At 42.6% G+C, this 15435-nt stretch carries 12 protein-coding genes; 9 read left to right on the forward strand and 3 right to left on the reverse strand.

The annotated features are described in order from the left end of the window. The first annotated feature begins 36 nt into the window (after window positions 1-36). Entirely contained in the window at window positions 37-1041 is a 1005-nt protein-coding gene (trpS, locus tag PAARA_RS01480; protein WP_062567311.1) for a tryptophan--tRNA ligase, read from the forward strand. Window positions 1042-1098: 57 nt separating this feature from the next. Here trpS and PAARA_RS01485 read toward each other — a convergent pair whose 3' ends face one another. Together PAARA_RS01485 and uvrA are read right to left on the reverse strand one after the other, a co-directional pair. Further along, the gene (locus PAARA_RS01485) at window positions 1099-2157 is read right to left on the reverse strand and encodes a hypothetical protein (RefSeq protein WP_062567312.1); all 1059 of its coding nucleotides are present in this window, start codon (window positions 2155-2157) and stop codon (window positions 1099-1101) included. 12 nt (window positions 2158-2169) lie between these two features. Beyond that, window positions 2170-4989, reverse strand: coding sequence for an excinuclease ABC subunit UvrA (gene uvrA / locus PAARA_RS01490; RefSeq protein WP_062567313.1), 2820 nt, complete (start codon window positions 4987-4989; stop codon window positions 2170-2172). Window positions 4990-5151: 162 nt separating this feature from the next. Here uvrA and PAARA_RS01495 point away from each other — a divergent pair, with 162 nt between their 5' ends. From PAARA_RS01495 to PAARA_RS01505, 3 genes are all read left to right on the forward strand, one after another. Beyond that, a complete protein-coding gene (locus tag PAARA_RS01495; protein ID WP_062567314.1) occupies window positions 5152-6519 on the forward strand; it encodes an MFS transporter in 1368 nt (455 codons plus the stop codon). Between the two features lie 20 nt (window positions 6520-6539). Continuing rightward, window positions 6540-7238, forward strand: a complete 699-nt coding sequence (gene ssb / locus PAARA_RS01500; protein WP_062567315.1) for a single-stranded DNA-binding protein — start codon at window positions 6540-6542, stop codon at window positions 7236-7238. A 321-nt stretch (window positions 7239-7559) separates the two neighbouring features. Next, window positions 7560-9215, forward strand: coding sequence for an EAL domain-containing protein (locus PAARA_RS01505; protein WP_167346328.1), 1656 nt, complete (start codon window positions 7560-7562; stop codon window positions 9213-9215). Window positions 9216-9221: 6 nt separating this feature from the next. Here the strand turns inward: PAARA_RS01505 and PAARA_RS01510 are convergent, their stop codons facing one another. Next, window positions 9222-10118 carry a 1-aminocyclopropane-1-carboxylate deaminase/D-cysteine desulfhydrase gene (locus tag PAARA_RS01510; protein ID WP_062567317.1) on the reverse strand — a complete coding sequence of 299 codons (897 nt, stop codon included), beginning with the start codon at window positions 10116-10118 and terminating at the stop codon, window positions 9222-9224. 236 nt (window positions 10119-10354) lie between these two features. Between PAARA_RS01510 and PAARA_RS01515 the strand changes: the two genes are divergently transcribed. From PAARA_RS01515 to PAARA_RS01535, 5 genes are all read left to right on the forward strand, one after another. Then, window positions 10355-12379, forward strand: coding sequence for an SUMF1/EgtB/PvdO family nonheme iron enzyme (locus PAARA_RS01515; RefSeq protein ID WP_062567318.1), 2025 nt, complete (start codon window positions 10355-10357; stop codon window positions 12377-12379). A gap of 129 nt (window positions 12380-12508) precedes the next feature. Beyond that, entirely contained in the window at window positions 12509-13552 is a 1044-nt protein-coding gene (locus tag PAARA_RS01520) for a rod shape-determining protein (RefSeq protein WP_036973172.1), read from the forward strand. Continuing rightward, window positions 13552-14394: a rod shape-determining protein MreC gene (gene mreC, locus PAARA_RS01525; protein ID WP_193988248.1), complete on the forward strand. Its 843-nt coding sequence runs from the start codon at window positions 13552-13554 to the stop codon at window positions 14392-14394. Before PAARA_RS01520 ends, mreC begins: the two co-directional genes overlap by 1 nt. Continuing rightward, window positions 14387-14866 carry a rod shape-determining protein MreD gene (mreD, locus tag PAARA_RS01530; protein ID WP_062567319.1) on the forward strand — a complete coding sequence of 160 codons (480 nt, stop codon included), beginning with the start codon at window positions 14387-14389 and terminating at the stop codon, window positions 14864-14866. Before mreC ends, mreD begins: the two co-directional genes overlap by 8 nt. Continuing rightward, complete coding sequence (locus tag PAARA_RS01535) at window positions 14866-15435, forward strand: Maf family protein (protein ID WP_062567320.1); 570 nt, start codon at window positions 14866-14868, stop codon at window positions 15433-15435. Before mreD ends, PAARA_RS01535 begins: the two co-directional genes overlap by 1 nt.

A 15435-nucleotide genomic window follows, 5' to 3' on the forward strand; every position in this document is an offset into this window, starting at 1 on the left:
AATTCGTCTTTTTAAGTAAAAATATAAAGGAACATCATGAGTAAACCAGTAGTGTTAAGCGGCATTCAGCCAACCGGTGGTATGACAATAGGCAACTATGTTGGCGCTATTAACCAGTGGCTTAAGCTACAGGAAGACCACGAAAGTTTCTTTATGTTAGTAGATTTACACGCCATTACTGTACGTCAAGATCCAGAGCAACTACGCTCTCGCGTACTTGACGGTATTGCGCTGTATGCAGCATGTGGTATCGACCCTGAGAAATCGGCACTATTTGTACAATCTCAAGTGCCTGAACATGCTCAGCTTAGCTGGGTTTTAAACTGTTATGCGCAAATGGGTGAGCTTAACCGTATGACGCAGTTTAAAGATAAGTCGTCAAAGCATGCGAATAACGTAAATGTGGGTTTATTCTCTTACCCTGTGCTGCAAGCGGCTGATATCTTGTTATATCAGGCTGATCAAGTGCCAGTGGGTGAAGATCAAAAGCAACATCTTGAGTTAACACGGGATATTGCAACACGTTTCAATAACTTATACGGTGATGTGTTTAAACTACCTGAACCATATATCCCTGAGTTTGGTGCACGTGTAATGAGCCTGCAAGATCCGTTGAAAAAAATGTCTAAGTCAGATGAAAATCCAAACGGTTACATCATGTTATTAGATGAGCCGAAGAAGATAGAAAAGAAACTGAAAAAAGCAGTAACAGATTCTGACGAGCAAGCGCGTATCTACTTTGATCGTGAAGAAAAACCAGGTGTATCTAACTTACTCACTTTATTATCAGTTGCAACTAAGCGCTCAATTGAAGACTTAGTGCCTGAATATGAAGACAAAATGTATGGTCACCTTAAAAAAGACACAGCAGCAGCTGTTGTTAATATGATTGAGCCAATTCAAGCGCGCTTTAAAGAAATTCGCGAAGATCAGTCACTACTTGATAGCATTATGAAATCAGGTGCTGAAAAGGCGAGTATCCGCGCTGAAAAAACATTAAAAGCTGTTTACGATGCGGTAGGTTTTATCCCTCGTCCGTAAGCTTTTCAACAAATTATTGAAATAAAAATACCGCTTAATAGCGGTATTTTCTGTCTGCTATTTAGTAACTGGCAAGATACCTGGTGAGTCACAAGCAATCACTTCAAAGCGGTAGCCATACTCCGCATTGTTATCTGGGGTTACTTGTACAATTTCATAATCATTGAGTTCAACCGCTTTACTGTTTTCTGTTTTTACACAGCGGGAGTAACTATCTGCCTCAAAGCTGTATGCAAACATGGCAATTAAGCGTTTACTGCGTTCAAAGTAGCCTTTGGTATCTAAAAACTGGCGAAGGTTTTCGGCTGTTTCGCCATCACCGTCAAGATTAATGTCAGGCTTTGGTGTGAGTGGTTTCTCTGAGCTGTCTGGCAATTGTTGTTCTATTTTTTCACTGAGTTCTTCAACCGCTTTTTGTTGCTCTTCACCTGACTCTTTAGCAATGGCTTTACTATCTGCAAAGGTGCTGACAATGTTGTCGAGTACTTCTTCAGGTGGCTGGTCGTCAATAAAGGAAATTAGGTTAATCAATACCACTGACGCTAATACAAAGCGCACTATGGCGGTTAATAGTGGCGAATAGCTTTGGCTTATAAACTTAATTCGCTCAGAGCCAAATGGTTTTATCAGTAATAAAGCAAAAATATAGAAGGGTAAAAAAAGTTGAAATAATAATAGGGTCGCTAGGCTAATGCCCATCGCCCAAGGGGGTAAATATAAGAGAGTGGCAAAGTTATGCGTGTAGTTAAAGTGAGTTGATGAGACATGAGTTACATCGTTTACAATACCGCTCGCACCGGCCAATACAAAGTTAGCGATACTGGCGTAGAAGATTAAAATTAACGCTTTGCCTGCAAGTGAATGCCAAAGCTGATTAAATTTCGGCCAAAACTCTATAACGAGTGCTATGATCGTAATGGTTGCACTTAACCAGCCCGATTGTAGAACAATCAGGCTGCTTAATGCTAACAGATAAAGCTTTTGCGCGGTACTTAAGTTAAACCAAATGGCTTGTATACGTTCAACCAGCTTTGTTTTATGTGGCTGCCAGCTACGCTGCTGTTGTTGAAGCTGTTTATTCGCGCGCCATTTTGCAATTTTTAAATACCTACGCACGCAATATCCTTTTTATAGTAGTGGTTTTAAGTATCTTCCAGTGTGTGAACGCTCACAATCAGCGACCTCTTCAGGTGTACCAGAAATTAAAATTTCTCCCCCACCTGAACCGCCTTCTGGACCTAAATCGACAATCCAGTCTGCGGTTTTAATCACATCAAGATTATGCTCAATAACGACTATGGTGTTACCGTGATCGCGTAAACGGTGGAGCACTACCAATAATTGCTGAATATCAGCAAAGTGTAAACCCGTAGTTGGTTCATCAAGGATATATAAGGTTTTACCCGTATCGCGTTTTGACAGTTCACGAGCCAGTTTCACACGCTGCGCTTCACCACCTGAAAGAGTCGTTGCAGCTTGACCTAAGCGAATATACGACAAGCCGACATCTATTAAGGTTTGTAGTTTACGTGCAATAGCGGGAATTTTATCAAAGTACTCACGGGCATCTTCAACAGTCATTTCGAGTACTTGGTGAATGTTTTTACCTTTGTACTGTACTTCGAGTGTTTCGCGATTATAGCGCTGACCCTTACACACATCACAAGGCACATACACATCCGGTAAAAAGTGCATTTCTACCTTGATTACGCCATCGCCTTGGCACGCCTCACAACGACCACCTTTCACGTTAAAGCTAAAACGACCCACTTTATAGCCTCGTGAACGGGCTTCCTGAGTGCCTGCAAATAGCTCACGAATACCGGTAAAAATACCGGTGTAAGTTGCAGGGTTTGAGCGCGGAGTACGGCCAATGGGGCTTTGGTCAATATCAATGACTTTATCAAAATGATCCAGACCTTGAATTGACTTATACGGTGCCGCTTCTGCGGTTGTTGCGCCATTTAACTCGGTATGAGCCAGCTTAAATAAAGTGTCGTTGATAAGCGTCGATTTACCTGAGCCAGATACACCTGTGACACAGGTCATTAAGCCAAATGGAATACGTAAATCAACGTTCTTTAAGTTGTTACCTGTGGCACCAAATAACTCAAGCCATTTGTCGTTGGTTTGATGGCGAGCCGCAGGTACTTCGATTTTCTTTTCACCAGAGAGGTACTGACCGGTGATTGAATCTTTACTTGCTAGAATATCGTCGTGAGTACCCTCGGCAATAACATGGCCGCCATGAACACCCGCACCTGGGCCAATATCGATAATATGATCCGCCGCTCGAATGGCATCTTCGTCATGTTCAACCACAATCACTGTATTGCCTAAATCACGTAAATGAATAAGGGTTTTTAGTAAGCGGTCGTTATCGCGTTGGTGTAAACCAATTGAAGGCTCATCCAGTACGTACATAACACCAACAAGACCTGCACCGATTTGGCTTGCTAAACGAATACGCTGCGCTTCACCACCAGACAGGGTGTCGGCACTTCGCTCAAGCGATAGATAATTAAGGCCTACATTAATTAAGAAAGATAAACGGTCACGAATTTCTTTGAGAATTTTTTCGGCAATTTGCGCGCGCTGGCCTGTCAGACTTAAACTTTCAAAAAATGCCATGCTTTCACCAATACTCATTGTGGTGATAGCTGGTAGATTCGTTTGACCAATAAATACGTGGCGAGCTTCTTCACGCAATCGAGAGCCATGACAGCTCGGACACGCTTGGCTCGTTTGGTATTTAGCCAGTTCTTCGCGCACTGAGTTTGACTCGGTTTCACGGTAGCGGCGATTCATATTATTTAAAACGCCTTCAAACTCATGGTTACGCGTAATTAAATCGCCACGATCGTTACGATAATTAAAGGCAATTTTAGTTTTGCCTGAGCCTTCAAGAATCACTTTTTGAGCCTCTTTACTAAGCTCTTGGAAAGGCACTTCTAGATCAAACTTATAATGCTCTGCGACTGCTTGCAGCATTTGGAAGTAATAAAAGCTGCGTTTGTCCCAGCCTTTAATTGCCCCACCCGATAAACTTAACTCTGGATTTTGCACAACGCGGTTTGGATCAAAATATTGACGCACACCTAAACCATCACAGCTTTGACATGCACCCGCTGGGTTATTAAACGAGAATAAACGCGGTTCTAGTTCACTCATGGCATAGCCACACGTTGGGCAGGCAAAGTTAGCAGAAAACAGCATGTCTTCGCTGAGTGAGTCGTCCATCGCCGCTACATGGGCAATACCACCTGATAGCTCAAGGGCTGTTTCGAATGATTCAGCTAAACGCTGTTGTTGGCCATCTTTTACTTTAAAGCGGTCAACCACGACCTCGATAGTATGCTTTTTATGAAGCTCGAGAGTCGGTGGATCAGATAAGTCACATACTTCGCCATCAATACGGGCGCGAATAAAGCCTTGGCTTGCGAGTTGCTCTAATAGCTTAACATGCTCACCTTTGCGATCTTTGACTACGGGGGCTAACAGCATTAGCTTGCTACCTTCAGGTAGGGCTAAAACCGTATCGACCATTTGGCTGATCGTTTGTGCGGCAAGTGGCAAGTCGTGAGTAGGGCAGCGAGGCTCACCTACGCGGGCAAATAATAAACGTAGGTAATCGTAAATCTCAGTGATTGTACCAACTGTTGAACGCGGGTTATGCGAGGTCGATTTTTGCTCGATAGAGATAGCAGGCGATAAACCTTCGATGTGATCGACATCGGGTTTTTCCATTAGCGATAAGAACTGTCTTGCATAGGCTGACAGTGATTCAACATAACGACGTTGCCCTTCTGCATACAAAGTATCAAACGCTAAAGACGATTTCCCTGAACCAGATAGGCCAGTGATAACTATCAGCTTATCACGGGGAATGGTTAGGCTGATGTCTTTTAAATTGTGCGTGCGGGCGCCTCGGACTTCAATGTTTTCCATGCTATCTCGTTTTATTACCTAATTATTTTTTCAGTATCTCATAATACGCGATAAGATTAATCCTTGATCAAAGAAAAAATCATCACTTACAGGTGATTATTTAGTTTTCGCTTGTGGTAGAATCCACGCTCAGATTTTAATAGACAGCAAGATCAGTAATTCATGACAGCATCTTCACTCAACTCTCGAGAAAAACGCGCAGCCGTTTCGTTGGCGAGCGTATTTGCATTCCGTATGCTTGGCTTATTTATGCTGATGCCAGTTTTGGCAATTTATGGTCAGCAATTAGAAGGGTTTTCGCCACTGTGGATTGGCTTTGCTATTGGTGCTTATGGTTTAACACAAGCTGTGTTGCAAATTCCGATGGGTTGGTTGTCTGATAAAATTGGTCGTAAAAAAGTCATTATTGGGGGCCTGTGTGTGTTTGCGCTGGGCTCTGTGATTGCGGCAACCGCTGAATCTGTGCAAATGGTGACGCTAGGGCGCGCCTTACAAGGTATGGGCGCGATTGCCAGTGCATTATTAGCGCTGGCTTCTGATTTAAGCCGTGATGAGCAACGTCCGAAAGTGATGGCCGTAATTGGCATGTGCATTGGTATGAGCTTTGCCGTTGCCATGCTACTTGGACCAATTGTTGCTGCCTCTTGGGGAGTTGCTGGCGTATTTTGGCTTACCGCTGGGCTTGCTCTTTTAGGTATTTTAATTGTGTTATTTTTAGTACCTAATGCGGTTAGTAAAGCCCCAAAAGGCGACACGCTCGCTACCTTAGATGACATTAAACAACTCATTAAACACCCGCAATTAGCACGCCTTGATTTTGGTGTGATGTTGCTTCACCTTACATTAACCACCGTATTTGTAGCCTTACCAGGCCAGCTTATAAAAGATGGTTTAATTGCCGATCACCATTGGTATTTATACATCCCTGTGCTGTTTTTAGCGTTTTTCTTGATGGTGCCGATAATGATAGTGGCGATTCGCAAAGAAAAAGAGAAACAAGCCTTTATTGGCTCAATCGCGCTGCTTGTTTTAAGTATGCTGGCTATGTCCCTATGGGTTGACTCTGTGATTGGCATTGGAATTTGTATGCTGGTTTACTTTATTGCTTTTAACTTTTTAGAAGCAACCATGCCTGCACTTGTGTCGCGTATTGCCCCTGCAAATCAAAAAGGCTCTGCGATGGGCGTGTTCTCATCAACGCAGTTTTTTGGTGCCTTTTTAGGTGGTTTATTAGGGGGTTACGTTGCTCAAGTATTAAGTGCGCAAGCAGTGTTTGCGGCGGCGGCACTTGTTGGGTTAATATGGCTTATCCTTGCTTGGAATATGCAAGTCCCACCAAGAAGTAAAATTATTAGCTTAATGACTGAATTAAGTTCAGAGCAGCAGGCACAAGTGCTTGCTTCTCGTCTAGTTGCTTTACCGGGCGTAATTGAAGCAACGGTTGTTTGTGATGAAAATCGCAGCTATTTAAAGATTAATGATAAAGAATTTGACCTAGACCAAGCACGCAAAGTGGCTGGTTTAATCTAACGTTTTATAGGAGAAGTTCCATGGCACGCGGTGTGAACAAAGTTATCTTGGTTGGTAATTTAGGCCAAGATCCAGAAGTACGTTATATGCCTAATGGCAATGGCGTAGCGAATATCAGCATTGCTACGACAGATAGCTGGAAAGATAAAAACACAGGGCAAATGCAAGAGCGTACTGAATGGCACCGTGTTGTGTTATTTGGCAAACTAGCAGAAGTTGCTGGTGAGTATCTTCGTAAAGGTTCACAAGTGTACATTGAAGGTCGTTTACAAACGCGTAAATGGACTGACCAATCAGGCCAAGAAAAATACACCACAGAGATCGTGGTAGACATGGGTGGCCAAATGCAAATGCTAGGTGGTCGTGGTGGCGATCAACAAGGTGGTGGTTATCAAGGTGGCCAATCACAAGGCGGTTACCAAGGTGGTCAACAACAAGGTGGCGGCTACGGCGGTGGCTCACAACAAGCACAAAGCAATAATAGCTATGCTCCACAACAACAGTCTGCGCCAGCACAGCAGCAACAGCGCCCGCAGCAGCAACCTGCACCACAACAACAAAGTAATAACCAGTATGGTGGCGGTTATAATCAACAGCAGCAAAACAACGCGCCACAACAAGGTGGTGGTTTTGCTCCTAAACCTCAAAATGCACCACAAGGCGGCGCATCAAACCCGATGGAACCACCAATCGATTTTGATGATGATATTCCGTTCTAGATCACTCGCATTGAGTGTTTGAGTTATTTAAACCCAGCCTAATTGCTGGGTTTTTTATTGCTTTAACATGGCTTTGTTATTTTGCGTAAGCTTGCAGTTGTCGGTTACAAAATAATTATCATTAACACTTTTTGCTAGGTGTTTAAAAATACATGACTTTTGACAGCGTTGGTCTTAGGATAATTCTGAAATTGCTTTTAATCGCTCTGTAGCCTTGTATTTATAGGGTTCTTGGACAACACTTTGTGTATGTTTGAGCAACAAAGCTGTGAAATGAAAAAAGATTTTACTGCACATATTAAGAAACCGGAGGCCATTTATATGGCGGCCGTTTTTTTGCTATTAGTTGTTTTTAATATTTTTTTAAGTGATGTACTACACGAAAAAGTACATAACTCAGGGACTGAGCTTGCCAAGCAAGTTTATGACTTAAGTCTCGACCCTGTTTCCTCACATGACATTATTGCAACTTTAGTTCAAAGCCAAGGGTTTGTGATGAATACGTCAGAGGTATCACCTAGTTTAGCGAAGTTTATTGATTTAGAGCAGGAAGTATTTAGCTATAAGACGGTGAGCCTGCGGTTATTTCATTGGCCTTCTTGGTTAGTGGAAAGTCATTTGTTTTTGTTTCTAAATTTAATCTTGATTGGAGCGTGTTATTGGGGGTTACGTCGCTGGCGGATGGCGCTTAAGACACCTGTGCTGGAAGATGCAACGATTAAAAAGCCTGCTCAATTAAGTGAGGCCAAGCCTGAAATGCCGCGTAAATTAGTAACGCCAAAGCTTTTGCCTCATCAAGATTTGAATATTCTGTATGGTGTTCCTACTAATTATAACCATTTATTTTCGTTATTTTTTTGGAAAACCCCTTTTCCTGAAAACTTGGATGTCGATAATTATTTTAAATTAGTGATTGCTAAAGGATTTGGTGAGCTGGTCAATCGCTCGGTTAAGTTGCTTCCTTCAGGAGGCGTTGCGGTCACACTGAATAGCGTCCCTGCGACTGAGGTTGATAAATACACTAAGCGATTGCATCAAGTTATCTATCAAGCATGTCTTAATTATCGCAGTGACTTGTCCCGCAGTGATGTAAAAATAGGGGTGTGTAATTACCGCACTGGGGCGGATCAAGCGGTTGTTTATCAGTTGACTAAATCGGCCCTTGCGCTAGCAAAACAAAGTGCCTGGCAACATATTCATCGCTTGCCGTTTGGGCACACGCAATCGAGTGTGCTTGCTGATAGCAAAGAACACTTATTTGAATATATAAAGAAAAAGCACTTTATGCTTTTTTTCCAACCATTATTCGATTTGCAGACCGGCGATATCCTTCAGCATGAAGCGTTAATCCGTATTCGTCATAAAAGCCTCGGACTTTTGGCGGCGCGTCATTTTATCCCGCAAATGAGTAGCAAGAAGGATGTACTTTTGCTTGATCAAACGGTTGTTTTGCAGGTAAAAAAAATACTGTTGAGTGAAAGAGGCGCAATGGCCGTTAGTATCAACTTACATGCCCTGAATTGGTTTAATAAAGAGTTTTGGCAGTGGTTGAAAGGTGAGATGCAAAGCTGTGATACGGTCAGTAAGCTGCAATTTGAATTAAATGAGGATGACTTTTTAAAGCGGCGCCACCGATTAGCAGGGCAGTTAGATTGTTTGGGTAAATTGTCGGCAGGAGTGGTTATCGATAATGTACGCAGTGCAGAGCACTTGCCCCTTTACCGTGAGCTTGCTAATTTTTGCGCTATAAAGCTCGCGTTTGAGTTAATACACAATATTGATACTAACAAGCAGCAACAAAAGATCGTGAAGGAAATTATCGCAAAAGGGCATGAATTAAGTTGCCCTGTTTATGCTGTGGGTGTTGAGACACAAAATGAGTTAGCAACGCTGAAAAATTTAGGAGTGGTTGCTGCACAAGGGTTTTATTTTGCTGAACCACTGCAAAAGTTGGCGGATATTACCCCATATAGCTGACCGTCGCTAAATTAAGCCTCTGTACTTTAACCCATTTAGACCTTGTAACCCGCCTGTGTGGATGGCGGTTATTACACTTCCAGATGCAAAGTAACCTTGCTCAATTAACTGCCAAATAGCATACATCATTTTTCCACTATAAATAGGTTCAAGGGGAATGTCGTATTGTTGAGTAAAGGTTTGACAAAAACGCCACAGCTCATCAGAAAACTTGCCATATCCGCCATCATGATAATCACATAAAAGTTGCCAGTTGTGCTGTTCTTTTGCTTTATTACTGAGCTGTTTTATTTCTTCGATTAAATAATCAGCGTGTTTAAGGACAGCAATACCTAAAAGGGTTGTTTGACTGCTCGTTCCTTCTATTAAGCCTGCTAATGTGCCACCGCTACCCGTTGGGCAAATGATATAGTCACTAGCTGGTAAGCTTTGTGCCAATTCCATACAGCCTTTAATCGCCGCAAGGTTTGTTCCCCCTTCAGGCAAGATGTAAGCATTAGGAAACTGCTTTTGTAGTTCGTCTAAGTAATGGGGATCATGACGCTGGCGGTAAGTAAGGCGATTGACCGGATGTAGCGTCATACCAAAGCGCTTTGCATCGTTTAGCGTCGGGTTAGCTTCATCAAGTAAGGGGCCACGGATAATCCCATGAGTTTTGAAGCCAAATAGTTTTCCTGCGATTGCACTGGCGTGGATATGATTTGAGAATGCGCCACCAAAGGTTAACAGCTCTGACTTACCCTGTTGTTGCATTATTTGTAAGTTAAATTTAAGTTTTCGCCATTTATTGCCGCTTATTTCAGGGTGAATCAGGTCATCACGTTTGATAAACAACTGTAAGTTATGCGCTTCTAACAGAGGGTGGAAAATGGGTTGAATGGGTGACTCACAACTAATATTCACGATGCTACTTAGATAAAAAAAGGGGCTCAATTATAGCAAAATCGTCATATAGATAGAAATTAGTTAATTAAACTAAAATGATTATGTTATTTACTGGCATCAACTAAGGTAATAGTTGTAAACTCAGATAATAATTGAACAAAGCTTGTGTTTTGCCTTGCAAGTACATAGCATAAGAGTTTAATTATAAAAAATAATAATGACCAAATAATTGCCGCTTTTTGGGAATGGAATATATGCGAATAGCTCCTTTATCTCTGTTAATTTCAGTTAGTTTGCTAGCAACGAGTGCATTTGCACAAGATACTGCTACGGTAACTGGGATTGAATCAGAGATCAGTAAAAAACAAGCCGAATACGATAACTCGACCGTAATCCTCGAAAAACACCTAAAAGAAGAAAGTCAGTTACAAAAACAACTCGAATTATTACGCGCACGCTCAACTGAGTTAGACAAAGAAAAAAACCAAGCGCTTGATGCAATGAACGAGATGTACCGTCGACTTATTGATGACCCAACATTAGATATCAGTAATGCGCAAGCGCGTTATCAAAAAGCAGTGGTTGATCATAAACAGAACAAAGATGATATTTCGATGCAATTAGCGGCAATTGCTTCACACCGAAAAGATATCGAGCAAATTCGCGTAGCGAAACATACGCAACTAAACACATTAGAAAGCTTAAAAGAGCAGTTGGCTACAGCACGTGTCGAGCGTTTGCGCAATGAGTTTACTCGTGAAGGCACTTTAGAAGTTAATCACACAATTAACTGTAAGCGTACCGAAACACTTGCAGCCTGTGAGCAGCGCGGCCAACAAATGGGCTTGCAAAAAGCCACCAAACGTTTTGTAGACCAAATTTTTGCTAACTTAACCGAAGAACGCCTTGTTGAACCAAAGCGTAATCTTGCTGGCGCACAAGTTAAAATTCTTAGCAGTCATGTTGTAAATAGTGCGTTTAGCGGCCAAGGTAATTACAACGTGAACTTAAGCGTAACGATGCGCGGAGACGTAAATAGTAGCCGTTTATGTAGCTTACTGAATTTGGATAACCGTTTTTGTGCTGATTATGGCACACCGCTGGCGGGCAGCTACCAACCAAACTATACAACGACTTACTCGGATAGTCAGTTAACATTCAGTGACTCTCAGGATAATAGTAAGGTGGTATCGGTTTCTCGTATGAGTGAGGAGCCGGTAAGTGATTATTCTGTAAAAAAGCCAGTAAGGGTTGAACCATTACCTGATCTAAAAAAATCTAAAATGGTTGAATTAACGCTTCGTTCTAATGTCTATGATGATGAAGTGTTTATAGATGGCGTCAGTTTTGGTTCTACTAAACTTACAACATCATTACCTGTTGGCTTTCATAATGTAGAAATTCGTAAGCGCGGCTACAAAAGCTATCAAGTTCGCTTAGAACTTAATAAGTCACAAACAATTCATGCCAAGCTGGTAAAAAAGCCTGAGCCTGTTGTTGCAGCTATTACAACCGCTGAGCAACCATCATCGGCACCAGCGGCAAGTATTGTAAATAAAACGAATACGGCGAGTCTCGTTGTCATTCCAGCAGGTAAATTTAAAATGGGCGATATCAACGGCAGTGGTCTTGCTAATGAGCGTCCAGTGGTAGAGAAAACCATTGCCAACTCCTTTGCGATGCAAAGTAAAGAAGTCAGTGTTGGTGAGTATGAGCAGTTTGTTGCCAATACAGGTTATAAAACAGAAGCCGAAAAAAATCGCGGTTGTGCTTATTACCTAAATGGTGAACCTGTGTGGGAAGCAACCCTAAACTGGCGTAATCCAGGTTTTGATCAAGACAGTGATTTTCCGGCAGTGTGTTTAACCTACAATGATGCTAAAGCATACGCAGATTGGCTATCAGGGCAAACTGGCCAGCTATTTCGTTTACCCAATGAGGTTGAATGGGAATACGCTGCACGTGCAGGTAAAGAAACTGAATACCCTTGGGGTAATGAAATTGGTAAAAACCTAGCGAATTGTGGTTGGTGTGGCAGTGAGTGGTCTAACAAAAGTGCTGCGCCAACAGGCTCATTTTCTCCTAATGCATTTGGCCTATACGATACTGTAGGCAATGTATGGGAGTGGACAAATAAAAAATCGGAACAGTCTGATGTGGCTGTTCGTGGTGGGGCATGGAATTTCGCACCTAGCTTGGCTCGTGTATCTACGCGTTTGATTTTAGCGCCAGATTTTCGTGCAAACTATATTGGGTTTCGTCTAGTACGCGAACGATAAATTTAATAAGGAAGCAATGGATGCTTCCTTTTTTAACAAATAAAGAAGGTAGCTGCGCTTTTTCATGGTGAGCATGATAGAGTGAAAGCAGCTAATATAAGAACGTATTTTCAAAGGTCATCCAGCCTCATGTTTAAAAAACTTCGTGGTATATTTTCAAACGATCTATCGATCGACTTGGGTACAGCCAATACCCTAATCTATGTAAAAGAAGAAGGAATCGTATTAAACGAGCCTTCAGTTGTTGCTATTCGCCAAGAGCGCGCTGGTGGTCCTAAAAGCGTTGCCTCTGTGGGAACAGAAGCTAAGCAAATGCTTGGTCGTACACCTGGAAATATTAAAGCGATTCGTCCAATGAAAGACGGTGTAATTGCCGACTTTTATGTGACCGAAAAAATGCTTCAGCACTTCATTAAGCAAGTACATAACAACAACTTTATGCGTCCAAGCCCGCGTGTACTTATTTGTGTTCCTTGTGGTGCAACACAAGTAGAAAAACGCGCCATTCGTGAATCGGCAATGGGGGCAGGTGCACGTGAAGTGTATTTAATTGAAGAGCCAATGGCTGCGGCAATTGGTGCAGGTTTACCAGTATCTGAAGCAACAGGTTCAATGGTTGTTGATATCGGTGGTGGTACCACTGAAGTGGCTATTATTTCTTTGAATGGTGTGGTTTATTCATCATCTGTACGTATTGGTGGTGACAAGTTTGATGAGGCAATTATCAACTATGTTCGTCGTAACTTCGGTAGCTTAATTGGTGAAGCTACCGCTGAAAATATTAAGCATCAAATTGGCTCTGCATTTAAAACAGATGAACCAGTTGAGATTGAAGTGCGAGGCCGTAACCTTGCCGAAGGTGTGCCGCGCTCATTCACGCTTAACTCACATGAAATTCTAGAAGCATTACAAGAACCACTGATGGGAATTGTAAGTGCTGTGATGGTTGCTCTTGAGCAGTCTCCGCCTGAGCTTGCATCAGATATTTCTGCACATGGCATGGTATTAACCGGCGGCGGTGCATTATTAAAAGATTTAGACCGCTTACTGATGGAAGAGACGGGGATTCCGGTTGTTGTTGCTGACGACCCACTTACCTGTGTTGCGCGTGGTGGCGGTAAAGCCCTCGAAATGATTGATATGCACGGTGGTGACGTATTTAGTTACGACTAATGAAGTTAATGTTTGGTCGTACAATCTCTTTGCAACTGCGACTTTTTGTCGCAGTGCTTTTGAGTGTCGTTTTGATTGTGGGCGACCGCTATACACAGGGTGGCACAACCATTCGCACCAGCTTAAATACCCTAGTAAGCCCACTTATCTATCTTGCTAACCTGCCTTATGAACTATTTAGTATAGGTGCAAAAAACCTTCACACACGCGATCAACTTCTTACCGAAAATGAAGCACTTAAAAAGAAGCAGCTACTACAAAGCGAACAACTACAACAGTTAGCCTTTTTAAGTCGTGAAAATGATAAGTTACGTGCTTTACTAGGTTCATCGGCTAAGCAATCTAATCGGAAGATCATTGCGCAAGTATTGTCTGTACATTCAAATCCATATAGTCACCAAGTGGTGATTAATCGTGGCACAACCGATGGCTTAAGTGAAGGCCAAGCTGTCATCGATGAAATGGGGGTTGTTGGGCAAATTACGCAAGTTGGATCGACAACTTCCCGCGTATTATTAATGACCGACACCACACACGCTACGCCAGTACGCATTTTACGTAACGATGTACGCACAGTGGTTGAAGGCATTGGTAAGATTAATGTCGTAAAGCTTTCACACGTGCCTCACAGCCTTGATGTACGCATAGGTGACATCTTAGTGACCTCTGGGTTAGGAGGAACTTTTCCTGAAGGTTACCCAGTGGCCGTTGTGACAGAAATCAATCGCGATGAAGGTCACCCATTCGCACAAGTGTATGCTGAGCCTATTGCACAGTTGGACCGTATCCGCTTATTGGTTGTGCTGTGGCGTAACCAGCAGGAGAGCATAAGTAATGAATAGTCGCTATTCCTTGCTAATCGCAATTAGTATCTTCTTTGCACTGGTGATGGCATTGATGCCATTGCCTATTTCATTTGAACCTTATCGACCTGATTGGGTGTTAATGGTGCTGATGTACTGGTCGCTCGCTGTACCACATCGTCTTAATATCGGCACGGCTTGGGTGGTGGGGTTACTCATGGATTTGGCTTCGGGTTCACCACTTGGCGTGAACTCATTAACTTACTCTGTGTGTATTTTTATCACGGCAAGTAACTTTCAAAAAATTAGAAACTTTTCTCTATGGCAGCAGAGCATATTAGTGGCTCTGTTTTTAACGCTTTACCACCTTATGCAATTTTGGCTTAATCATTTCTTGATGGGGGTTTATTTCAGCCCGCATTACTTATGGCCAGTGCTAACCGGCATGCTTTGTTGGTGGTGGATTTTCTTAATATTGCGTAAATACCGCCGTCATTTCAGGATTAGATAATGCAAACCGCAATTTATTTGGCGTCTGCATCACCGCGTCGAAAAGAGTTGCTCAGCCAGCTTGGTATCGAGTTTTCTCAATTTAGCGTTGATGCAGATGAAAGCCAATTCCCGAACGAGTCTCCTCGTGATTATGTTGAGCGTTTAGCGAGACTCAAAGCACAATCTGGTGTCGCAATGGGTTACACTGACCGCCCTGTGCTTGGCAGTGATACCGTGGTGGTGATTGATGACACCGCACTTGGCAAACCGATTGATAAAGCAGACTTTATCGCAACAATGAAGCGCCTATCAGGGCGTACTCACCAAGTTATGACCGCCGTAGCTATTGCTGACAGCCAGCACGTAAAAAGCAGTCTTGTTGTCACTGATGTGACTTTTAAACAATTAAGCGATGACGAAATCGATGCATATTGGCACTCCCAAGAGCCACAAGATAAAGCCGGTGGTTATGGTATACAAGGTCTAGGCGGGCGATTTGTGAGTCACATTTCGGGTAGCTATTTTGCTGTTGTCGGCTTACCTTTATATGAGACAGAGCTGTTATTAAACGAATTTTTAAGAGGGTAA

The sequence above is a fragment of the Pseudoalteromonas arabiensis genome (assembly GCF_001550155.1).
In the GTDB taxonomy this organism is placed as follows: domain Bacteria; phylum Pseudomonadota; class Gammaproteobacteria; order Enterobacterales; family Alteromonadaceae; genus Pseudoalteromonas; species Pseudoalteromonas arabiensis.